This window comes from Marivirga salinae, assembly GCF_030503855.1.
Taxonomy (GTDB): domain Bacteria; phylum Bacteroidota; class Bacteroidia; order Cytophagales; family Cyclobacteriaceae; genus Marivirga; species Marivirga salinarum.
Genome location: NZ_CP129971.1, coordinates 1,151,386 through 1,176,013 on the forward strand (window position 1 = coordinate 1,151,386; position 24,628 = coordinate 1,176,013).

Here is a 24,628-nt window from a genome sequence, read left to right on the forward strand (position 1 = left end):
TAGGGAATTATCTAAAGTTAAGTATAATTTTAGAAGTAAAAGAAAATCAATATTTAAACTAATGCTTTTAAATGATCCAGCATTGTCTTTGCTAAAGTTTGTCTATTGTAAGCTTCAGCAAGTTTTGAACAATTATTTTTGATTTTATCTTTTAATTCCGGCTCTTCAATTAATCTATTAAGCTTTACATTAAAATCATCAAAGTTTCCAGGTTCAAAAAATAAACCAGCATCATATTCTTCCATTATTTCCCTTGCTTGCCCATCAACACCCAATAAAATAGGTTTTCTCATTGCAGCCGCTTCAAATATTTTTGAAGGGATAACGGTTTTAAAGGTATCGTCCTGTTTCAGAGGAATCAAAGCAAAATCTGCCAAAGCCCAATATTTTACTATTTCACTTTTAGGAACTGGGTCTAAGAATTGAACATTGTCTAAATTTAGTTCTTTTGCTCTTTGAACTAAAAGCTTTTTGTTGGCACCATCTCCAATAAATAAAAATTCAATGTTATTATTCTCAATCTTATTAAGATTAGAAACATAAAGCTCCAAATCATGAGCTAAACCATGTGTCCCAATATAGGAAACTACAATTTTATCATGCAGATTTAATTTACTCCTTAGGTCAGAAGCATCCACTTGCGGATTAAATAATTCTAAATTACAGCCATTGGTTATAACAGTTATTTTTTTAGCGTCAATACCGCGTTGAATTAGATTTTTCTTGAATGCATCAGTTACAGCTACAATCAGATTTGCATTTTTATATAATCTTAATTCTATTTTTTCTAATAGATTAAGAATCCATTGGCTGTTCATTGATGTAACAGATCGAATAGAATCAGGCCAAAGATCACGAAGCTCAAAAACCCATTTTTTTCTTTTAAAAAATGCTAACCAAAAGCCAGAAATTGCAGTGAAAAATTGCGGGGATGTAGCTACAATTAAATCCGTTTTTATAAATAGCCCTACAATAAATGCTGACAATGAATAGCTAATGTAATCTAACGTCCTTTTGAAGAAGCCTTCATTTCTTGTAATATAGGACCATACTCTAATTACCTTTATCCCTTCAATTAGTTCTCTTTGAGGAATTATTTTATTTTTATATCCCTCATAAACTTTACCCTGTGGGAAATTAGGATTACAAGTTATCACAGTGACCTCTATTCCTTCTTTTACCCACTCCTTACAATGCTCAAAGGTTCTTGTAGCAGGGGCATTTACTTCCGGTGGAAAATTATCAGTAAGGAATAGAATTTTCATTTAAAAAATTTTGGTCTCAAGTGACTTATTAAAATGAACCGCTAATTTATCACATGTAATATAACTATTAAAGCCTTTTGGACAATTATATTTTTCGATATCAATTGAAATAGCATTTTTGAATTTCATTTTAATACCATTATTAAAAGAGATTTTGGCAGTCCCCTTATCTACAATTTCTATTTCTTTTGATAAATGGAAATATGCTGTGGCACTCGATTTTGTATTGTCTCTTGTTAATATATCTTGAATTGTAATGCTAGTTTCAGAGAACTGAAGTTCTCTGATGTGATCGCCACAAATTGATTTGTAGCCATTATGAGATAATTTTAAATGATTTGCCGATTCCTTCAATATTTTCACTTTTGCTCGTTTACCTAATCTAAACCCCCCCCAAACATCAGACTGATTTTGATCATTTACAACAACTGTATTATGAAATTCGGTTGACCTTTCTAAATTTCTTCTTTCATTTTTGTCATAGGTAGAAATACCGGGATCTATTATAAATGGTTTATTATCATAATATAAAATAAAATTACCTATATCTGCATGTGCGTGTCCTGGGATATAATTTGGACCCGGTTTTCCAGCATCAGCGACTAATTCCCAATCTTGGTTTATATATTTTCTGTAACCACATGAACCTAAGTTTGTAGTCTTAGATTTTACTCCTAAATTCTCAGCATATTTAATTAATTCTTTACCAGACTTAGCGATTCCAGTAGTTGAATCATTCAAAAGTGGCATCTCACCATTATTCATCTTCATCTCTTTCAACCAACCAAGCATTAATTCTGCTTTTTGAGTTAGAAAATCTAAAAATAAATGGTCTTTAAAAGCATTCGAAGATTTAGCAAAATTTATACAATCCAGTAATCTTTCGAAAAGAATATGATGATACATAGGAGATAGCTCAAAATGAGCACCATCATCCAGTATTTGTTCTTCTAATTCTTGTTTTAGGAGTTTTTTACTTTTAATAAACAGCTTTTCATCATTAAAGTAAACTGATCCAATAAATAATGAATAGGCGTTTTCAAGTAAATGGTTTCCGAGTAAATGATATTCTAAATTCTTTATTAAATGGACATAGCATGAGAATATAAAGGAATCAATTTTATTGTCTTTGATATTATGAAGGACTATGAATTTAATCCAGTTTATATTTCTTAAAGAAATTGGGTAAGGTTCTAGTCCATCTTTAAGAGTTTCTGTTTTTGAAATGTAATCATTAATTAGCGTTAGTCCATTGTCTTTTGATAAGTCATCTTGTAGTAAGAAGTCGAAATAATTAAGGTTATAGCACCACAATTTCCCATTATTGGAATAATTCCAATCTACTGAATCAAATTGTTTCTCAATACTTAAAATAATGAATGTTGATTTGTCTTTAATTATTTTATTACTGAATAGAAAATCAACAAATATATTAATGGATACATCGTTTCTCTTAACTTTCCGAAAAGTAAATTTATTTCCAAATAGGTTGTTTCTAAAATAATAATACAATCTAAAATATATTTGAATAAACTTTAAAAAGTAGATTGTATAGAAGTATTTGTGAAATTTATTTATCATTATTTTTTAACCAGAAACTGAAATATATCAATTGAAAAATTTTATAGGTATTGTTTTCATTCTTGTTAAAGTGCTCTTTTAAAATAAGGATGATTTCTTTTTCATTTAAATAATTAAATAATCCATTATCAAGAAATAATGTTTTTATCTTCTCAAAACCTAAAGATTCAATTTTAGCGTCCAGTGGAGGATTAAATCCTGCTTTTTTTCTATTGATAATATGATCGGGCAGGTCTTTTTTTAGAATATTTTTAAGTAGTATTTTTGTATTTTTAAAATTTATGAGTTTTTTATCAGGTAAATGAAATATTTTCTCATATAATTCTTTAGTTACTAGTGGCACTCTTAACTCTATACTTTCAAGCATTGAAGATTTATCAGCAACAGAGAAATTATGAGCCAAAAAGCCAAAGATATCTAGGTACATTGCTTTTTTCAAATCTGTAGAATTATCGGGCATTTCATTTGTTATATTTTTCAGCTTTTTAACAAATTCTGAAGTGCCAAGTGAATTCCTTGTTAAGTTGTTGACTTCATGTGATGAAAAATATCCTATTAATTGAGTGTATTTTAACTCAAACTCTTTTTGAGTAAAGAAATTTCTAAATCTGGATAGTTTTTTTTCAAAAGCCTTATTTTTTAAGATAAAACCTGGTAAAAAATTCACTAATTTGTAGTATTTAGCATATTTTACTAGTTTATATCTTGGGTATCCTGCAAATAATTCATCTGCACCCAAGCCAGAAAGCATTACTTTAAAGCCGAGCTCTCTAGCTTTTCTAGATAAAATTTGTGATGCAATAAAAGTGTAATCCGATATAGGTTCTTCTGTATTTTTACTTAACTTATCGATGCTTGTCAAGAAGTCCATTTCTTCCTTATCAAAAGAAACTTCTTTAATTTCTCTATTCCATAATTCAGAAATCATTTTTGCGTATGAATAATCATCTGAAAAACCAGCGTTTTCAGTTTCCTTTTTGTTATTTTTAAAAACAATAGGAGTTACATTTTCTTTTAAACTTTTAAGTATAACGGTCGAATCAATACCACCGCTAAAAAAAAGACCTACAGGAACATCACTTACAGTATGTTGCAAAATGCTTTTTTCTATGCTATCAAAGGTTGTTTCATTTTTATCAAACTCTTTTGAATCAAAAACTGACCAGTACCTAGTTTCTTGCATTGGTTGATTTTCCGAAAGAACTACATAATGCCCTGGTTTAACTTTTTTTACATTTTTAAACCCAGTATCTGGTTCATAAAGAAAGCCATTAAGTAGGAATTCATTTATACAATTTTCATCAATTTCTTTTTTTACGATATCGAATTCCCACAGTGATTTTAATTCAGATGAAAAAATTAGGGTATTTGTAGTATTGAAATAGTATAATGGTTTGATACCCAATGGGTCTCTAGCTAAAAACAATTGCTTCTCTAGAGTATCGAATATGGCAAATGAAAACATGCCCTCTAGTTTACTGAGCATTTTAGCCCCCTCATTTTTAAAGAGATTTAATATGACTTCTGTATCAGAAGTGGTTTTATAATCATATGGATAGAGAGTTCTTAGATCTTTATAATTATATATTTCACCATTAAAAATGATTACATATCTTTTGCATTCAGACCACATTGGCTGATTTGCTTCGTCTGATATATCTATAATACTTAATCTCTTGTGACCCAGCCCACAGTTAATACTATTTTCATTGAAATAGTAATCACCTGTTCCATCCGGTCCTCTATGTTCAATGCTATTTAAACTTGTATCAAGATCAGGTTTATATTCGTCTTGAGAAAAATAACCAACTATTCCGCACATTTTATATCCTTCTTAAAAGTCATTAATAAACAATAAAACAAACTAATAAATAAAATTCCTTTATTCAAACCTAAAAGAACTTCAGTTAAAGAATAAATAGCTATGATAATCGAAAATAATATAAGAGGTTTGTTAAGAATTTTTTTTAAATATAAAAACATAGGTTTTAAATAAATATTTAATAGAATTAATAATCCAGGTATTCCGTAGCCTAGTAGAGTTGACAAATATTGATTATGTGCATTATGATAAAATGTTTTTCCATTTTCTAAATAACAATCAGTGAGGGCTTCTTGAACAGAACCTGTTCCATAGCCGATAACTGGGCTTTCAGAAATTTTAACTAATGAGCAATACCATGAAATAGTCCTTTCAAAAAAAAATGTATAGTAATTTCCTTTAAAAACCTTAAATAAAGGAATGTAAAATCTTCTTTGAAAAAAATCGACATTGTAACTTACTATTATTATGACACTTATTGAAATAATAATAAGGGATATACTTTTGTAGTTGAATCCCAACTGGAGTATTAAAATTGCAATAAACGTGATCAGCAAGCCAACTATAAATATTTTAGAGCCAACGTAGAAACCAAATATTATTGCATATATTATCAAAACTGCATAAATAACTATTTGTAGTGGAGAAATTTTATCAAAAATCTTTAAAAGTAACATTGCGATGCTCATATTTAAATAAAGAGAAAAATATGTAGGGTGCATTGCTAATGGCTCTAATAGAAGAATGTAAAAATTATGAAAAGGGTTTGAATACAATAAGATTTGATTTACATTACAAATAAATGCTCCAGTAAAAACACCTAAAATAAATGTATTTATTAGAATGTTTCTAGTTTTATTATTTAAATGTATGCTAGAAAATAAGAGGGGAAATAAAATTAATGAGGCGCTTTTCTCCAAATTAAATAATCCAAGCTCTACATTAGAAGAATAAGTTAGTCCTACTATCATCAATAGAAAATATGCAACAATTGGGTAATAATCTTTTTTTAAGAATTGTTTAATTGTAAGGGAGTTCCTAAGAGCTTTGATAATAAATAGAATAGCTGCGAAAATTGATGCCGCTGATGTTACTTTATGAGAAACTAACGGCATAGTAAATAAAATTATTCCAATAGAAAAAAGAATACCAAGGTCAAATTTTTTCCCTTTATATTTTTTTGAAAATTCAATAAAGTGATTATGAATTACAGTCATTTGTTTAAAAAAAGATGAGTAGAAGTATTTTGTTTAAATTTCTTGAAAAGAACCTATGACCAACTCAAAATTCTTTGTGAATTCTAATTTCATTGTGCTGTAGTAACTGCAATAAAAAGATCATTAGACAAAAATATATAAATATCGCTATGGCTCATTATTTTTAAATACATTGTTTGATTCAATTATAGCTTTTATTGATTATGGTGTACAAATTTCAATTTTATTAAAACATATTGAAACTCTTAAATTACTGGTTCATTTTGCATTAGCTTTAAAAGAGGTCTGATAAAAATGATTTTTGTATCCTAAATTATATTTTTAGTAATTGAAATTAACAGTTGATAAAACGTACTGGCAATTAATTGGGCTCATCATTTTCTGCTTATTATTAATATTAACAATTTTGACTATAACAAATTTATTGGTTAAAGGCATTATTTAGATTTTGTCATTTATACTACTTTCTTTACTATAATACAGTACGATCTTGTTTTACTTTTACGTGGTCTAACAGATCTACAAACGATTTAATTGTATTAACATGATTTTTATTGTCTTTTTCATACCTAAATTCAAAATCTAGAATACCCTTTACTGAAGTTTCTAAAATTCTTTTAATCATAGATCTTTTCTGGGTTTCTGTGATTTCTTTGTGATAAAGATGTTTATTAATACTCGATAGATTTTCATAACTAAATATATTATGCGAAACTTCTGATTCTGGATCATAATAAGTACCACCCAGAGCAATCACAGTTTTATTTTTTATTATTGCTTCTATTCCTGTTGAAGCAGAACCAGTTATTATCACGAAATCACTTATTTCAAGAATATCATTTGTAGGAAAGGCAAGATCTATTAATAGGGTGTTTTTGTAGGATTTAATTTTTTTGTAAAATTCTTTTCTTCTGTAGGCATAAAAGTCTGGATGTTCTTTGAAAATTACTAGAACATTATTTGGTAATTCATTCACTACGGTTTCTATCGTTTTTTCATACTGATAAAAATTTGGATCTTTAATTCCATAATTTATGGTATTTTCTGGTACAAATTGTAGAGGAAAATAAACAACACTTTCATATTTTTCAGTTATAGCTTTAATCTTATTAATATCCTTTTCAAATAGATTACGAACAAAAGCATCAGATATTGATTTGATTGTTATTGCACCTGGCATAGGGTAAATACAATTATAGTGAAATGAATATGGATCTGAGTTCTTCCATTTCCGATATGAAAAGACTATTTTTTTTACTCTTTCTTTAAAATACAAAAACAAAAGCTTTTGGAATTTTTTAGGTTTTTTAAGCCATGTTGGTCTAAAATAACGGTCGCTTAGTACTTTATAAATGCTTTCAACTTCCTCAAGTGATGGTTCTCTTAGATCATATGATTCGTAAAGATTTCGAATCCTTACATAGCCAGGTAGAGGGGAGGAAGTTGGACATATAGCAGGGATCTCGTGGTCTAAACATTTTAAGAATAATAAATGTAAAATGTAGTTATCAATAGGCATACCGATAAAACCGTCAAAGGAATTTTCAGAAATAATTTCTTCCAAAGATTCCCAAACTCCATTAATTAAGCTGATAGCCTCTTTCTCTTCTATGTGTTTAATATATCGATCTCTCTTTATAATATCATAATAGTTTATATCATAAAGTTTTTCTGAGATGTCTGATCTCTTAATCTTACTGTAGACACTATTCATTATTGGAAAATCTCCGAAATTCTTAAAATCACTTATATACTTGGGATTTATATCCCTTAATTCATTGTATGATTCTGAAAATTTCAAAAAACTAGGAAAAGGTCTTTTGAATATTAATATGTTTTTCATATTTGAAGAATTATGATTTTATAAAGCTTTATTAAATAATCTTAAACAGCCAAAAAAGTATAATAATTTGGAAATAAGAATGATTATTAAGATTTCTGTTAAACTTAATTTAATTTTAAAAAGCGCAAAGATAGCGAATAACACTAAAGATGCTACAATATATGAGGTTTTCATGACCGCCAACTGCTTGTTGTTCTTCCCGTAATAGACTGCCATTTCAAATACGTTTAGAATTATTACACTGCTAATTATAATAATAAAAAGTAAATCTAGAGTATTGTAGGTGTAGGAAGAATAAAAATTCGTGAGCAATTTATCTAATACAAAGAATACAGGAATAGCTGAGAATGACAAGATCAAAAGTAACTGCTTTGATAGTTTTTTGATACTTCTTCCAGCATCAATTTTCGATCTTAGTAGTTCTTTGTAATATAGGTTTTGCAATAATGCTAGTACGCTATAGGCAATATTAATAAAGGTTGAAAGTAAGATAAATGAATTATATTGATTTTCAAACATTACTCCTTTACCAACAATTTTTTCGATGTTAAGTAATACAAGTGATAATAATGAATTAATTAAAAGAAATAAAGGAAATTTATAGAATGTTATTAACTCTTTCCGAATCTGTTTAAAATCGAATGTAGGAATAACCCTTCTTATTGCTGAAGTTCTAAACAGATATGCTGCAAATAAGAAACAAGTGATCAATTCTACCCCAAAAATTATTTTAATATTAATTTTAGAGAAAGAATAGTAGATAAAAGTAAGAATAATTAAATCCATTAAATTTCTGAGAAACACAAAAGCAAAGAAATCATTAGTGAGACCCCAGGACCTTATTATTTTTAGATTATTTCGAAAAATACTTAATAAAAAATAGCTTCCAAGTACAGTAATTGTTAGACTAAGAGAGTAATCTTGGAATAGCAAAAATGGAAGAAGTAAAAATATTCCAATAAAGAAAATGTTTAATATTGTAATGCTATGCTGAGCTATTCTCTCATGACCTTCACCGTCAATTAGACTTTTCGCGAATGAATCACCCCATCCCAAATGAGAAAAACCTGCAAAAATTGATATAATTGCAAATAACCATCCAAATTCACCAGATTGTTCAAACGGGATAAATTTGAAAATTAGAAATATCTTTAAAGGCTGAATGAGTGCTGCAAAAAGCGAGTATTTCTGTTTTAGGACTTTTTGAAATATCATCTAATTTTTAGTAAAATATATAGAAAACAAATTCCCCAAAATTACACCAGGTAAAAAATTAACAAACATATCATTGGTGGAGAATGAAGCGAAGATTATAAATATTCCTAGAATAGCGTAAAACTGAATTTTCGAGGAGGTCTTGTATATATATAATTTAATAGTTTTAAAAACTAGTAAGAGAAAGAATGTCAATCCAAATATACCATAACATAATATAAAGTACCATAATGAAATATGTACATAATGCCTTTCTGAACTTTTACCTACTAGGCTAGGTAATTCGTATCTCCATCCATAACCGTTCCCGAAGATATAATCAGAATAACTGCTCATAAGCTGTTCTTTAGAGCTAACTATTTCTTGTACTTTTTCACCTAAGGAAGTTGGCTGATAATTTTTTGAAGTATCTAAAATATTTGATATTGATTCCATACCATTTTCTATTCTGGCTATTACTGGCTTGGTAATTTTATTTGGGAGAACTAAAAAACTAAAAAAAAGAATTAAAACAAGGGCAGTGAACCGTATTAACGATTTTATAGAAAATTTTGAATTACGTAGATAATACAGTGCGAAGAGTATCGGTGCTATAAATATCATAGCTCTTTTCATATGAAGTATGATAAATAGTAAAAATATTATCACATAAGTTGTTCTTTTTTCGACTAAAAAATAAACCAAAAAGGGAAATAAATACAAAGACTGCATTGAAAGGTAATAGTTTCTACCGAATGGGTTTATCAAAAAAAACAGTAAACTGATAAACACTAAGAGCATAAAATATCGCTGAAAATTTTTGTGGTTTATTATCTCATAAATATCTAATATTTTCTTAGTACCAAGGAGGAAAAAGATGAAGAAGATAAGTGATCCGACAAAATGCGGGAGAACAATCGAAAAATTAGTCTCCTGAAAATTCAAAAAAAATATTAATATGGGTAGGGGAAAAAGTATGAAAAATAGATATATAACTATCGGTTTATACTTCTTACCATAGCGTAAATCATTTATAACAAATAAGGTGAAAAATAATAATAGAGATACCAGATAATACTTAATAAGTTGAGTTTTTATGAATTCAACTTTAAAATAGTAAATTAATATATTCCAAACTGGCATGACCAATATGTAGAATCTGAAAACGTTTTTTGCAAGATTTGAAGCTTTCATGTTTTTTAATGTAATTCAATCTAAATGGATTAAATTTCTATCAGTTATACGCAGTGTTTCAAAAGGTAATAAAATGATCCAAAATGACTAAACGAAATTATCATATTTCCTTCCTTAACTATTCTATTATTAACGCTTTCCTATTTTGAAGTGTTAGTATAATTTTTTCCCAATCACCTTCATTTCTGGAAAACTATTTGTTCCGTATTATTTAAGCAATTGAAAAAGAACTAATGAGGGTGCTTTTTATACCACATTTTTTCAGTAGAATTTCAGATGAAGCAAATATGCTTACTATAAGGTTTTTATCTACTAAACTCTCCATTATGCCTTTTTCAAGAACTGTTTAAAAATAAGACAAAACTTTGGTCTGAAGTTCTCTTTCTAACCCATGGTTTAGTTTTCAAGAAAATTAATTTACATTAAAGTACAAATCTCTCCAATTATTGTTGATGCCTTTATGATTTTTTCTGCTAATTGAAGCTTTCATTACTTCAAGCCGATAGTTCTGCTATTATTATACTTGTCTACTTCATATTAGAGATGTTTAAAAAAATGGAAATAAAGAATATTTATTGATTATTACTATTGTCTATGTTATCAAAGGACAATCTGTCACCCTTTTCTAAATCTATTAAAGCCTCCTTTCCAATGACATTATAATAATGTTTAGGATGCATACCAAACCCAGGTCTTATACTCCTAACATTTTCTTCCGTAAACTTGTCCCCCTTTTTAATGTCTTCCACAACATATAAAGAACGGGAGAAATCCTTACCTTTTGTTTGCTTCTCTGTAAGTGTATAATCTACTTTCCCAATGGCTTTTTCAGCTTCTCTTACTACTTTTACCATCTCTGTAAATTCTTTTTCATCCATAGAAAAAGAAGCATCGGGTCCCCCTACGGAATGATCTAATATAAAATGTTTTTCGATAATTTTAGCACCGAAACAAGTCGCTACAATAGGCACCGTGCTTCCCATGGTATGATCCGAAAGTCCTGAAATAACACCATAACGTTCTCTTAAATCTTTTACCATCACCATATTCGCCTCATCTATTGGAGCTGGATAACTTGAGGTGCACTTGAGCAATGCAATATCCTCATTCCCCATTCTTTTGCAGGCGTCCAATGCCAGTTCTATATCTTCTTTTCCTGCTATACCAGTAGATAAAATTACTGGCTTCCCTTTAGAAGCCACATATTCTATTAAAGGAATATCAGTAATTTCAAAAGAAGCGATTTTATAAGCCGGGGCGTCAAGATCTTCTAAAAAGTCTACAGCTGTTTTATCAAAAGGGGATGAAAAACAGATTAATCCTTCTTCAGCAGCTATCTTAAATAATTTTTCATGCCATTGCCAAGGTGTGTAAGCACTCTTGTATAAATCATAGTACGTTTTCCCATCCCAAATAGAGCCTGATTTTATAATGAAATCATCTTTTTGGGACTGGATCGTTAAAGTGTCAGCAGTATAGGTTTGAAGTTTAATTGCATCTGCACCTGTTCTTTTAGCAGCTCTTATTGTTTCTACAGCCGTCTCTAAACTACCATTATGATTGGCTGACAATTCAGCAATGATAAACACCCCTGAATCTTTATTTATATTAAACCCTCCGATTTTCATGATTGTAAACTTTTATAAGATGCTATTCAATTTTAAATTCGTATTTCTATTTCTGACTTTCTTGATTTCCACTACTCCATTCGGTGTTTTTACCAGTATTGGGTTGATCGATAAAACCTTGCCATTTGGCTCCTCGCATGAGAATCCATAATCAGTGTAGCTAATTTCATCAATTATGATTTTTTGATCTTTATAAATAGAAAATGCCCCTGGATAAGGCGCGGCTTGCGCTCTTACCCAATTCCTTATCCGCTCTTTTTGCCAATTCCAATTAATTTGGCCATCCTCAGGAGTCCGCTTTCCAAAATAAGTTGCCTTACTCTCATCTTGATAAAGATATCTCAAACTGTTTGATTCTACCTTGGTCAGAACATTTTCTATAATGGGTAAATAACTGTTTTCGTATTTTCCTAATAAAGTAGCTCCAGTTTCATTTTTATTAATCTCGATGACTTGCTGTTCTAAAATGGCACCAGTATCACACCCTTCATCTATTAAATGCGCTGTAATACCAGTTTCACGTTCATTGTTAATAATGGCCCAGACATGGGGTGTCCTACCTCTGTACTTTGGTAAAAGTGATCCATGTATGTTGAAGGCTAAAGTCTTCGGTAATTCAATCAATTCCTTTTCTATGATAAACAAATAATTTACCGAAATAAGAACATCTATACTTTTATCACTGATGAAATTAGCGCAAGCTCCTTTACGAGGATTACCTTCAAATAAGGCTACATTATTATCCTTACATAAAGAAATAATACCTTCAGATTTTTTGTCCGTCATGACGAAATTAATTTCCCAGGAAGTAATTAATTGTTCCAAAACTTTAAATCCAAGATTACCACTAGCTAATATCCCTAAAGTCATCCTTTTTCTAGTTTTGAATAGATTACAACGTCTTTGTATTCGCCTTCAAAATAACAATGGTCCCTTAGTCTAGCGTCCAGAAAGTATTTATTATCTTTCAGTGCATCATACAAATGAGGTCTTAGATCAAAAGCATATACATATAGCTTATGAAAATCTAATTCTTCAAAAGCTACTTTTTCAATCAGGTTCAGGTAAGATTTCCAATGTAGGTTGAATTCTTCAACTTCTAATTCGGTTTTCATAATAAAGGATACTTCTGCATTTTTATCAACCCAATTGATATGAACCAATCCTCCATAGCCTATGCAATGATTATCTTTCAAATAAGAAAAGAGAATCTGCGCTGGCTTTTCCTGTTCAAACAATTTAACTATTACCTTATTAAAATAATTGTCCTGCGATTCTTTGGCAAGAGGCTTATCTTGTCTTAAGTGATATATTTGCTCATTTCGCCATTTCATGATGGCGTATCGATCTTCCATTCTGATGGGGACTATTGAATAGCCATCAGATTCAAATTTTTGTTTCGATAAAACCTTATAAGAGCTCATACTTCAGTTCCGCTAACTTCCAATCTACCAGAGTATCAATATCCTGCACTTCAGTTGCTTCTAAAACAACACAAGATGTTCGATCTCCAAATAATTTCTGGTCTTTTTTAAAGCTTTCTATATTAATCCAGTACCATTGACCAGCATCATGGTAAACGGTTTCCAAATCCTGGGATCTTTTGTTTAAGTTTTCAGGCCATACCATTTTAAATCCCTCATCAGTTGTTTTTTTAAGCCCTCTCCAAACAGGGTAAGAAAACTCCACTGCAGGAAAAACGGTATTGAAATGTCCATCTTTCAATTTCTCAAATCCCATTTTTAGCTTCTCAGTTTTAATCAAAGGAGCTGTAGGATAGATGCAGCATGCGTATTCAAACTCTTTTCCATTAACCTTATATTCGTCTAAAACTTCAATCAAAACGGCTGAGGTTGTAGCAAAATCATCAGCATTTTCATTCGACCTCTTAAAAGGGACTTTAGCCCCAAATTTTTGAGCAATTTCAGCAATTTCAGTATCATCAGTAGAAACCATCACCTCATCAAATAAACCGGACTGTAAGGCAGTTTCAATAGAATAGGCTATAATAGGTTTGCCCAGAAAATCTTTGATATTCTTCCTGGGGATTCTTTTGCTACCACCTCTTGCCGGTATGATACATAAATTGCTCATTTATAATATTCAATAATTTTATTGAGTACAATATCCTGATCTTCGTCAGACAAGGTCGGAAACATAGGTAAACTGATACAATGCTTATAATATGTTTCTGCTTTAGGCATATCACCCTCTTTCCATCCAAACTGTCTATAATAAGGCATTAAATGGGTAGGTATATAATGAATTTGAGCAAATATTTTATTAGCTCTCAAATAATTATAAAGTCCAAGTCTATCCTCTACCTCTATTACATATAAATGATAGGCATGACCTTCAACTACACCAGATTGACCTTTAATAAAGCTTTTACCTTTAAATGCTTCGAAGTATTTTTCAGCAATTTCCCTTCTTCTTGCCAATCCATCATCAGCTCTCTTTAATTGACTCAACCCTAAAGCTGCCTGAAAATCAGTCAATCTGTAATTGTACCCTAATTCTTGCATTTCCATATACCAAGCAGGATATGTGTTATGTCCTCCAGCAAAATCTATTGAGTTCTCATAGGAGCTTTCGTCCTTGGATATTCCGTGGGTTCTAAGCTTTAATAACTTTTCGTAAAGACTTTTATCACTTGTTGTAATCATCCCCCCTTCACCTGCTGCAATATGCTTTACCGGGTGGAATGAGAAAATAGCTAAATCAGCAAAATTACCGTTTCCGCAGTTCTGCTTTTTCCCAGTGGAATCTATAAAATGTCCTCCAGGCGAATGGCACGAATCTTCAATTATCCAAAGCGAATATTCATCAGCCAATGTTCTAAAAGCTTCAAGATCTACTGATCTCCCTGCAAAATCCACAGGGATAATTCCTTTATAAGTGCCTTTTGGTGAGGCCTCAAGTAATTCTCTTGCTTTATTGATGTCTAATAAATAAGTCTCTGAATCAATATCAGCAAAAATTACCTCTCCACCACAATATCTAACACAGTTAGCAGAAGCAGCGAAGGTAATTGGTGTGGTAATCACTTTATCACCTGGTTTTACACCCAAGGCGAGACAGTTTAGATGCAAGGCAGCAGTGCCATTGGCTACAGCAACAGCATATTTTGAACCTACGTAGTCTGCAAAATCCTCTTCAAACTCCTTGATTTTAGGTCCTTGAGTTAGGTAGTCGGATTGTAAAGTTTCTACTACAGCCTGAATGTCAGTTTCTGTAATGTTTTGCTTTCCGTATGGAATTATATTTTGGCTCATACTTCAAATGTCGAATCTACATGTTCTTTAATAAGAGTGCGCAAACTTTCCACAGTTTCCCATTCATTATTTTCTCCTGAATTATATTTGAATCCTGGCTCCACCTTTGTAGCATTAAATTGTTTGATGAAATCATCTATCTTCCATTTATGAGTAGCGGGAAGTATAGTGTAATATTTCCCTAAATCATATGTATAAAATGAATCGGAAGTAGTAATCATCTCTTCATGGACTTTCTCACCGGGTCTAATTCCGATTACAGGCTTGTCACAATTCGGACAGACGGCTTCTGCCACATCTGGAATTTTATAAGATGGGATTTTTGGAACAAAAATTTCTCCTCCCCATGCATGTTCAAGAGCATGCATTACCATATCCACTCCACCTTGGAGGGAAATATTAAAACGAGTCATGGTGGGGTCTGTAATAGGCAAAACACCGTCTTTTTTCTTATTTAAGAAAAAAGGAATAACAGAGCCATTTGATCCCATTACATTTCCGTAGCGTACAACAGAAAATTTGATAGGGTTCCAACCTGTTATATTGTTGGCCGCTATAAATAATTTGTCAGAGGCTAATTTAGTAGCTCCATAAAGGTTAATAGGTGCACAAGCCTTATCTGTGGAAAGTGCCACTACTCTTTCAACATTGGTCTCTAAGGCTGCATGAATTACATTTTGAGCACCATTAATATTTGTCTTCACACATTCATCAGGATTGTACTCGGCCAAATGCACATGTTTCATGGCTGCGGCATGAATTATATAATCAACATTTTTAACAGCTCTGGTCAATCTTTCTTTGTCACGTACATCTCCAATAAAAAATCTCATTTGTGGAAATTTGTCACTTGGAAATTCTTGCGCCATCTGAAATTGTTTCTGCTCGTCTCGAGAAAAAATGATTATTTTTTTAATCTCGGGATGAACTTTTAGTATATGGCTTGTTAGTGCCTTTCCCAAAGAACCAGTTCCACCAGTAATTAATATAGTTTTATCCTTGTACATATTTACTAATTTACAAAACTTAAATATTCCTTATCTATTCCTTTTTCAAAAAGCTTTTTGAATTCTCGGTGAGATACTAAGAAAACTAAAATATCAGCTTTTTCTTTGGCTTCCTGAGTAGAATAAACCTGAAACTCATCATGCTCATCAATATTAGGTTCCACAGGCATGATCTCTACTCCTTCTTTGATTAGAGATTTAGTCACGTACAGAGCCGGACTTTCTCTTAAATCATCAATATTAGGCTTAAAAGCTAAACCCATACAAGCGACTTTTGGCTTTTTACCATGCTTCACTTCAAATTTCAGTGCTGCATTTTTTATCTTTTCAATTACCCATTCTGTTTTGTAATTGTTTATTTCACGGGCAGAACGAATAATCTTGGCTTCTTCAGGGAATTCAGAAACGATAAACCAGGGATCCACCGCTATACAATGACCCCCAACACCTGTTCCAGGTTGTAAAATGTTTACTCTTGGATGTCTATTGGCTAAGCTTATTAACTCCCAAACATCAATTCCTGCTTTATCACATATCATGGAAAGTTCATTTGCAAAAGCAATATTAACATCTCTGGAAGAATTCTCTACTAATTTACACATCTCAGCAGTACGTGCATTAGTAGCTACTAATTCTCCTTTCACAAAATGTCTATAGAAATTTATGGCTTTTTCAGTGGAATTTTCATCCATGCCGCCAATTGAACGATCATTATGTTCCAGCTCGTGAATTACATTTCCTGGTAAAACTCTTTCAGGGCAATAAGCGATAAATACTTTTCCTTTTAATTCAGGTCTTTCTTCATCAATAATTTCTTTTACCCTTTCAGTTGTACCCACTGGGCTGGTAGATTCTAATATCACTAAATTCCCTTCCTCTAAAAATGGACAAAGGTTTCTCGTTGCAACTTCTACATAAGAAATGTCTGGTATGTGGTCACCTTTAAAAGGTGTAGGGACAGCAATTAAAAATACATCAGCAGCCGTGGCTTTGGTATCAGCTACCAAATATCCCTCTCTTACCACATGACGTACTAAACCGTCCAGATCTGGCTCTACTATATGGATTTCTCCTCGGTTAATGGTGTCTACTGCTTTTTGGTTTATATCAACACCATGAACTTTAATTCCTCTGCTTGCCATCAATGCAGCAGTAGGTAGGCCTATATATCCTAAGCCGACCATTACGGCTTTTATATTTCTATCTTTTTTTACCATTGTTATTGCTGAGATTTTAAAATAGTCAACACTTTTTGACTGGTTGTGCCATCACCATATGGATTTACTGCATTTGCCATATTTTTATAATGCTTCTCATCGTCCAAAAGCAATTTAGCTTCTTTCATAATCACATCATAATCAGTACCAACCAATTTGGCTGTTCCTGCTTCAACACCTTCCTGTCTTTCTGTTACATCACGCATTACTAAAACTGGTTTACCTAAAGAAGGTGCTTCTTCCTGTATTCCTCCTGAGTCTGTCAATACAAAAAATGATTTATTCATTAACCAAATCAAATAAGGATAAGCTAATGGTTCAATTAGCTTTACATTATCAACTCCTGTTAAAATTTCGTTTACCGTATTTCTAACATTAGGGTTTAAATGAACAGGATAAACTAATTCCGTATCCGGATAAGCTAAAGCAATGTCTTTCATGGCATTGCACATATTTTCAAAAGGTCCACCAAAGCTTTCACGTCTGTGTCCCGTTACTAAAATCACTCTTTTAGAAAAATCTATATCTTTAAAGAAATCCTGATATGATTCTTCTCCTTTTTCCTTTATAATATCAAGTCCTAATAATAAGGCATCAATAACTGTATTGCCCACCTGATGAACGTTATCTATTATTCCTTCTAATTTTAAATTATTAACCGCTCTGTCGGTTGGTGCAAAATGGAAATTAGCTAAATGTCCTGCTAACTTCCTGTTACCTTCTTCTGGGAATGGTGAATATAGATCGCCACTTCTTAAACCTGCTTCAATATGAGATACTTTAATTTTTTCGTAAAATCCTGCCAAAGCACCAATAAATGCAGTGGTCGTATCTCCCTGTACAAAAATATTGTCTGGTTTCTCTTCAGCTAAAATGGGTTTTAATCCTAAAAGTGCTTTAGCTGTAATATCATATAAGGTCTGATTTGGAGCCATTAAGTTTAGGTCATGATCTGGTTTGATTTCAAAAAAATCTAAAACCTGATCCAACATTTCTCTATGTTGCCCAGTAACGCAAACCACTACTTCCTGACTAGGATCAGCTTGAAATGTTCGGATTAATGGCGCCATTTTAATAGCCTCCGGACGAGTACCAAATACAAATAAGTGTTTCAAAATATTACAACCTTTTATTTACTAATCCTCTCTCAAAAAATCCTTTAATGTCATAAGTGACTCCATTACTGCTTAAATGGTTGGATAAGTTGAAATCTTTAAATTCTTTATGTGAAACTGCTAAAACAATAGCATTATAACCTGAGCTAGGCTTGTCAATTAAATCAACCCCATACTCATGTTTAACCTCTTCTTTATCCGCTTGTGGATCATAAACTTCTACATCAATTCCGTACGAAGTTAATTCTTTAATCACATCTATTACTTTACTGTTTCTGATGTCAGGACAATTTTCTTTAAAAGTAATGCCCAAAACTAATGCCTTAGAGCCCTTAATTACGGATCCTTTTTGAGCCATTAGTTTTACAACAGAACTAGCCACATGAGCTCCCATATTATCATTGATTCTTCTTCCAGCTAAAATAACTTGAGGATGGTAACCCAGAGCTTCTGCTTTGTGGGTCAAATAATAAGGATCAACGCCTATGCAATGACCACCAACTAGCCCTGGTTTAAACGGCAAGAAATTCCATTTAGTACCGGCTGCCTCTAAAACATCGGCAGTGTCGATACCCATTTTGTCAAAAATCAAAGCCAACTCATTAACGAAAGCAATATTCAAATCTCTTTGTGAGTTTTCAATTACTTTTGCTGCCTCTGCTACTTTTATAGTAGCAGCTTTATGAGTTCCAGCGGTAATAATTTCTTTATATAATTGATCTACCTCCTCAGCAATTTCAGGAGTGCTTCCTGAAGTTACTTTTTTAATAGTCGGTAATCTGTGCTCTTTATCTCCCGGGTTGATTCTTTCTGGTGAATAACCACAAAAAAAGTCTTGATTGAATTTCAAGCCACTTTCTTTTTCTAAAATGGGCACGCAATCATCTTCTGTACAACCTGGGTATACTGTAGATTCATAAATTACTATATCTCCCTTTTTCAATGTCTTGCCTACGGTAGCAGAAGCCATTTTCAATGGAGTTAAATCTGGTTGTTTATATTCATTGATAGGAGTTGGGACGGTTACTATATAAATCTGAGCTTCTGCTAAATCATTTACTTCAGAAGTGTAAGATAAATGTTTGGTCTCCTTTAATTCATTTGAATCTACTTCTAAAGTACGATCAAATCCATTAGAAAGCTCATCAATACGCCTTTGATTAATATCAAAGCCAATTGTAGGTCTTTTCTTTCCGAATTCTGCGGCCAAGGGTAGTCCCACATAGCCTAAACCAATAACAGCGATTTTTTTCATACTATAATCCAAATGAAGTGCAAAATTAGTCATTTTTGATAACTTAGGAAGTGAATGTACTTTTAATATCAATTGTATTGGAAAAGTGAAATACTTATAGCCTAAGGCTGAAGGGGTAACCACGAAGTTGCACTAAGCTTTACACTAGGAACACCAAGGACAGCTAACCTGTCTCGTATTTATCGCGAAGGCTGTTTAAAATTTAATCAGAAAGAGACAAAAAACAAAAAGACAGGCTAATACTGTTTAAATAATTCTTGCAAAGTTAAAGCAAAGAGTATTTCAATAGAAACAATTATCCAATTTGTGCTTAGAGATTTTTGAAGTTTTATATTTTAATCCCATAAAAAGTTAAATTCCCACTTATTTATACATTGCGTAAACTTTGCTCCATTGCAGCTCTGCGAGAGTAATCATACAGCATTAGGCTGTTTTAAATTTTCTTTAGCGAGAACAAAAAAATATTTCCTTATATACTTTTTTGAAATGGAATTTCCTTCTTACCTTTGTGAGCCAAAATGGTGGATGTAGCTCAGTTGGTTAGAGTATCGGTTTGTGGTACCGAGGGTCGTGGGTTCGAGCCCCATCTTCCACCCATTGTTTGATAGCCTGATTCTTTGCAGAATTGGGCTATTTTTTTTGCATCAAATGTTAGAGTATATTCCCTCAAATTATTCCATGCCACACATCCGCTAGCTAGACTCTCTTAATACAGGGGAGCAGCATATTATGCTAAACTTGAGTTGACTGTTTATGAAAAAACATAATCTTAAGAAAACATATGACAGATACAGTTTTAGAATTTTAGTACATAATTCTTTTAATAAGAAGGGGTAAACTCCATGCATCTTCGACTTTAGAGTTCCAAGTGGACGCTTGAAACATGGTGGAACTTATAATATCCAGCCATTATTTCAGTTATTCCCTTCCAATAGCAAAATTTCTAATTGAAGATTCGTATTTTGCGCTTAAATTGAATTTATGCAATTTTACTGTCGCTTAGTCAGCAAACTCTATGGCAAAGAATACTTATAAATCAAATACTTTCAAAAAAGGGGAGAAGGAGAAAAAATCTACCAAATTAAATTTCCAATGGAATTTTCTAAAGGATAGAAGATTGCAATTGGCTTTTGGGTTCTTTCTGTTAACTGCCTCTATTTTTTTATTTACAGCTTTTGTTTCCTATTTATTTACAGGAAAAGCTGATATGAGCGTATTGCAATCTGTTTCGGAAACAGGTATTAAAGCTTCAGGTTCAGAAATGGATAACTGGCTTGGACTATTGGGTGCACAATCTGCTTATTATTTTATTTTCAAATGGTTTGGCTTAGCTGCCTTTCTAATTCCACCTTTTTTATTTTTAGCAGGTTATCGTATTACTTTCGATAAAGTGATCTTCTCAATTAAAAGTGCTTTTACTTTTATGTTGTTTTTCCTTTTTTGGTTCAGTTTACTTTTAGGCTTTATGGTATTCGAATCGGGGAAAATTACAGCTTTCTCCTTTTTATGTGGCGGAATAGGATATGAATTAGCAGTGCTATTCAATAGCCTTTTCGGTTGGGGGACTTATTTGGTTCTTATTCTTTCTTTATTAATATTCATTGTTTTCTATTTCGATGTTACTTCCCTTCTATTCTTTCATTCCAAAACAGCTAATGATGAACAAGTAGGTGATGAAAATGAAAAAGTAAGCTTTTCTGAAGAAAAGTCTGAGGATGAAATCGATCAAGCAGTGACGTCAACTAAAAAACAAGAGGACGTGGTGGAAGACGATGAATCTTTCGATGAAGCAAGCACTTGGACTGTAGCCGAACAAAAACCTAAAAAAGCCCAGCCCCAAGAAGAATTGACTATGGAGGTGGAAAATACATTGGAAAATAAGGTTGTGCAGGAAGAACCTCCTCAAAAAGAAGAGAAGCCGGAAATGGAAGTAGAGGAGTCTGACTTCGATGAGAAATTAGGCAAAAAAGTAGAGAATTATGACCCTACTTTAGACTTGTCTTCATATAAATATCCAACACTTGATCTTTTAGCAGATCATGATTCTGGAAAAGTGAAAGTTACCCAAGAAGAGCTTGAAGCTAATAAAGATAAGATTTTGGAGACTTTGACCAATTTCAAAATCAAAATCCAAAGTATTAAGGCTACTATTGGGCCTACCGTTACACTTTATGAAATTGTACCAGAAGCGGGTGTAAAAATCTCCAAGATCAAAAACCTTGAGGATGATATTGCATTAAGCTTGGCTGCTTTAGGTATTCGTATTATTGCTCCAATTCCGGGAAAAGGAACAATCGGTATTGAGGTTCCAAATAAGAACCGTGAAATGGTGAGCATGAAATCGGTATTAGCCACTGATAAATTCCTAAAAAGCGATAAGGAATTGCCTATTATTATGGGTAAAACGATTAGCAATGATGTGTTTATTGCTGATTTGGCTAAAATGCCACACTTACTGATGGCAGGAGCAACCGGGCAAGGTAAATCTGTTGGGTTGAACGTGATGTTGGCTTCCTTGATTTATAAAAAGCATCCTTCTCAATTGAAATTTGTATTGGTTGATCCAAAGAAAGTGGAATTAACACTTTTCAATAAATTGGAAAGACACTTTTTGGCGATGTTGCCTGGAACGGAAGAACCAATTATTACCGATACCAAAAAAGTGGTGAATACGCTAAATTCTCTCTGTATTGAGATGGATAACCGTTATGACTTATTGAAAGATGCAGGTTGTAGAAATCTAAAAGAGTACAATAATAAATTTATCAGCAGAAAATTAAATCCTGAAAAAGGGCATAAGTTTTTACCATATATTGTTTTGGTAATAGATGAGTTAGCGGATTTGATGATGACGGCAGGAAAAGAAGTGGAAACTCCAATTGCACGTTTGGCTCAATTAGCCCGAGCAATCGGAATTCATTTAATTATTGCCACTCAGCGACCTTCAGTTAATGTAATTACAGGTATTATAAAAGCCAACTTCCCTGCCAGATTATCATTTAGAGTGACATCCAAAATTGATTCAAGAACTATTTTAGATACTGGTGGCTCTGAACAATTGGTTGGGATGGGAGATATGCTGCTTTCTCAAGGTTCGGATTTGATTCGTTTGCAATGTCCTTTTATTGACACGCCTGAGATTGATGAAGTAGTGGAATATATAGGAAATCAACGAGGATATGAACGAGCTTATCAACTGCCAGAATTCTCAGGAGATGATGATGACAGCAAAGTAGGGGAGGTCGATTTATCCGAAAGAGATGCTTTATTTGATGAAGCAGCCAAATTGATTGTGTTGCATCAGCAAGGAAGTACTTCATTGATTCAAAGAAAATTAAAATTAGGTTATAATAGAGCTGGTAGATTAATTGATCAGTTGGAGGCTGCAGGAATAGTAGGCTCATTTGAAGGAAGCAAGGCTAGAGAAGTATTAATTCCTGATGAATATAGTTTGGAACAATTATTGACCAATATCGATAAGAATCATTAGAACAGAATAGAAAAAGATATGAGAAGATTAACAATAATTATGGTGCTATGTATTTATAGCATCTCAGCATTCGCACAAAATGACCCAAAAGCGAAAGAGATTTTGGATAAAATGAGCGCTAAGTACAGTAATATTCCAGGGTTTACTGCCACTTTCACTCAAACTCTAGAAAATAAAATGGAAGATATTACCGATACTTTTAAAGGAGAGATCGTTGTAAGTGGTGATAAATTCAAGGCAGATGTTGCTGGGCAGTTAATCGTTAATAATAATGAAACCGTTTGGACTTATCTGAGAGACGCAAACGAAGTGACCATCAATAATTATGATGAAGAAGCTGGAGAGATGAACCCAAGTAAGATTTATAAAGCTTATCAAGAAGGATACAAATATTTATACATGGCAGGAGAGGGGAATGCTCAGTACCATGTAATTGATTTAGTGCCAGAAGATAAGGATGAGTCATTTTACAAAATCAGATTGAAAATCGATAAAAAAACTAATTTATTGGATAAATGGACAATTTTCGATAGAGCAGGAAATATATTCAATTATGAAGTGACCAACTTCAAAGTGGATGATTCTTTAACTGCTGAAGATTTTGTATTTAATCCTTCAGAGTATCCAGATATTGAAGTGTTAGATTTTAGATAATTTTAAATTTAAACCCGCAAGCTTTTCAAAACCTTGCGGTTTTTTTTAGCTTTTATGAACTACCAAGAACTTTCCCAACAAATCAAATCTAAATCAAGCTACCTCTGTGTTGGTTTGGATACAGATATCAATAAAATTCCAAAGCATTTATTAAAAGAGAAAGATCCAATCTTTGAATTCAATAAGCAGATTATTGATGCTACTATTGATTATGCGGTGGCTTACAAACCAAATATTGCCTTTTATGAAGCCTTGGGAATAAAAGGCTGGGAAAGTTTACAAAAGACTATAGAATATCTACCCAAAGATGTTTTTACGATAGCCGATGCTAAAAGAGGAGATATTGGCAATACTTCTAAAATGTATGCAAAAGCATTTTTTGAGGAAATGAATTTTGATTCCATCACTGTAGCACCTTATATGGGAAGTGATTCGGTCGAGCCATTTCTTGAATTTGAAGATAAATGGGTAATTCTATTGGCTTTAACTTCTAATGAAGGTGGAAAGGACTTTCAGTTTGAAGAATTGAAATCAGGTGTAACACTTTATCAAAAAGTGTTGGAGGTTTCTCAGAAATGGGGTACGAAGGAAAACTTAATGTATGTTGTGGGAGCCACCCGCTCCAAAGAATTTCAAGAAATCCGAAAATCAGTACCCAATCATTTTTTATTGGTTCCAGGTGTTGGTGCCCAAGGTGGTGATTTGGAAGAGCTTTCAAAATATGGTTTGAATGCAAATGGCGGCTTATTGGTCAATTCTTCAAGAGGGATTATTTACTCTTCTTCAGAAAAGGACTTTGCTAAAGTAGCTGGAACAAAAGCTAAAGAAATTCAAGAACAGATGAAAGGGTATTTGGAGAGATTTAGTTGAA

General features: G+C 32.2%; 19 protein-coding genes and 1 tRNA gene. 4 read left to right on the top strand and 16 right to left on the bottom strand.

The window, feature by feature from the left end:
• Positions 1–53: 53 nt before the first annotated feature.
• The 16 genes from QYS49_RS04910 to tviB all read right to left on the bottom strand — a co-directional run bounded on the left by QYS49_RS04910 (position 54) and on the right by tviB (position 19,646).
• Positions 54–1,265, bottom strand: coding sequence for a glycosyltransferase family 4 protein (locus QYS49_RS04910; protein ID WP_308350596.1), 1,212 nt, complete (start codon positions 1,263–1,265; stop codon positions 54–56).
• Entirely contained in the window at positions 1,266–2,846 is a 1,581-nt protein-coding gene (locus QYS49_RS04915) for a heparinase II/III domain-containing protein (protein WP_308350597.1), read from the bottom strand. It abuts the gene before it with no gap.
• The gene (gene asnB, locus QYS49_RS04920) at positions 2,836–4,668 is read right to left on the bottom strand and encodes an asparagine synthase (glutamine-hydrolyzing) (RefSeq protein ID WP_308350598.1); all 1,833 of its coding nucleotides are present in this window, start codon (positions 4,666–4,668) and stop codon (positions 2,836–2,838) included. The genes QYS49_RS04915 and asnB overlap by 11 nt, the downstream gene beginning before the upstream one ends.
• Complete coding sequence (locus QYS49_RS04925) at positions 4,656–5,885, bottom strand: O-antigen ligase family protein (protein WP_308350599.1); 1,230 nt, start codon at positions 5,883–5,885, stop codon at positions 4,656–4,658. The genes asnB and QYS49_RS04925 overlap by 13 nt, the downstream gene beginning before the upstream one ends.
• Before the next feature lie 472 nt (positions 5,886–6,357).
• Entirely contained in the window at positions 6,358–7,728 is a 1,371-nt protein-coding gene (locus QYS49_RS04930) for a capsular polysaccharide export protein, LipB/KpsS family (RefSeq protein WP_308350600.1), read from the bottom strand.
• Positions 7,729–7,746: 18 nt separating this feature from the next.
• On the bottom strand, positions 7,747–8,943 hold the full coding sequence (locus QYS49_RS04935) for a hypothetical protein (RefSeq protein ID WP_308350601.1): 1,197 nt from the start codon (positions 8,941–8,943) through the stop codon (positions 7,747–7,749).
• The gene (locus QYS49_RS04940) at positions 8,944–9,378 is read right to left on the bottom strand and encodes a hypothetical protein (protein WP_308350602.1); all 435 of its coding nucleotides are present in this window, start codon (positions 9,376–9,378) and stop codon (positions 8,944–8,946) included.
• 1,310 nt (positions 9,379–10,688) lie between these two features.
• Entirely contained in the window at positions 10,689–11,744 is a 1,056-nt protein-coding gene (gene pseI / locus QYS49_RS04945) for a pseudaminic acid synthase (protein ID WP_308350603.1), read from the bottom strand.
• Between the two features lie 12 nt (positions 11,745–11,756).
• A complete protein-coding gene (locus tag QYS49_RS04950) occupies positions 11,757–12,614 on the bottom strand; it encodes a methionyl-tRNA formyltransferase (protein ID WP_308350604.1) in 858 nt (285 codons plus the stop codon).
• Complete coding sequence (locus QYS49_RS04955; protein ID WP_308350605.1) at positions 12,611–13,168, bottom strand: GNAT family N-acetyltransferase; 558 nt, start codon at positions 13,166–13,168, stop codon at positions 12,611–12,613. Before QYS49_RS04955 ends, QYS49_RS04950 begins: the two co-directional genes overlap by 4 nt.
• Entirely contained in the window at positions 13,155–13,838 is a 684-nt protein-coding gene (gene pseF, locus QYS49_RS04960; RefSeq protein ID WP_308350606.1) for a pseudaminic acid cytidylyltransferase, read from the bottom strand. Before pseF ends, QYS49_RS04955 begins: the two co-directional genes overlap by 14 nt.
• Positions 13,835–15,019, bottom strand: coding sequence for a UDP-4-amino-4,6-dideoxy-N-acetyl-beta-L-altrosamine transaminase (gene pseC / locus QYS49_RS04965; protein WP_308350607.1), 1,185 nt, complete (start codon positions 15,017–15,019; stop codon positions 13,835–13,837). Before pseC ends, pseF begins: the two co-directional genes overlap by 4 nt.
• Positions 15,016–16,026, bottom strand: a complete 1,011-nt coding sequence (gene pseB, locus QYS49_RS04970; protein WP_308350608.1) for a UDP-N-acetylglucosamine 4,6-dehydratase (inverting) — start codon at positions 16,024–16,026, stop codon at positions 15,016–15,018. The genes pseC and pseB overlap by 4 nt, the downstream gene beginning before the upstream one ends.
• 5 nt (positions 16,027–16,031) lie before the next feature.
• Positions 16,032–17,243, bottom strand: a complete 1,212-nt coding sequence (gene wecC, locus QYS49_RS04975) for a UDP-N-acetyl-D-mannosamine dehydrogenase (protein WP_308350609.1) — start codon at positions 17,241–17,243, stop codon at positions 16,032–16,034.
• A 2-nt stretch (positions 17,244–17,245) separates the two neighbouring features.
• The gene (wecB, locus tag QYS49_RS04980) at positions 17,246–18,358 is read right to left on the bottom strand and encodes a non-hydrolyzing UDP-N-acetylglucosamine 2-epimerase (protein WP_308350610.1); all 1,113 of its coding nucleotides are present in this window, start codon (positions 18,356–18,358) and stop codon (positions 17,246–17,248) included.
• A gap of 4 nt (positions 18,359–18,362) precedes the next feature.
• Positions 18,363–19,646, bottom strand: a complete 1,284-nt coding sequence (tviB, locus tag QYS49_RS04985) for a Vi polysaccharide biosynthesis UDP-N-acetylglucosamine C-6 dehydrogenase TviB (protein WP_308350611.1) — start codon at positions 19,644–19,646, stop codon at positions 18,363–18,365.
• Between the two features lie 487 nt (positions 19,647–20,133).
• Between tviB and QYS49_RS04990 the strand changes: the two genes are divergently transcribed.
• The 4 genes from QYS49_RS04990 (at position 20,134) to pyrF (ending at position 24,627) form a co-directional block, all read left to right on the top strand.
• Positions 20,134–20,209, top strand: a tRNA-His gene (locus tag QYS49_RS04990).
• Between the two features lie 419 nt (positions 20,210–20,628).
• Positions 20,629–23,103 (top strand): FtsK/SpoIIIE family DNA translocase, encoded by a 2,475-nt coding sequence (locus tag QYS49_RS04995; RefSeq protein WP_308350612.1) that lies wholly within the window; start codon positions 20,629–20,631, stop codon positions 23,101–23,103.
• Between the two features lie 18 nt (positions 23,104–23,121).
• Positions 23,122–23,757 (top strand): outer membrane lipoprotein periplasmic chaperone LolA1, encoded by a 636-nt coding sequence (lolA1, locus tag QYS49_RS05000; protein WP_308350613.1) that lies wholly within the window; start codon positions 23,122–23,124, stop codon positions 23,755–23,757.
• A gap of 54 nt (positions 23,758–23,811) precedes the next feature.
• Positions 23,812–24,627, top strand: a complete 816-nt coding sequence (gene pyrF, locus QYS49_RS05005; protein WP_308350614.1) for an orotidine-5'-phosphate decarboxylase — start codon at positions 23,812–23,814, stop codon at positions 24,625–24,627.
• Position 24,628: the final 1 nt, after the last annotated feature.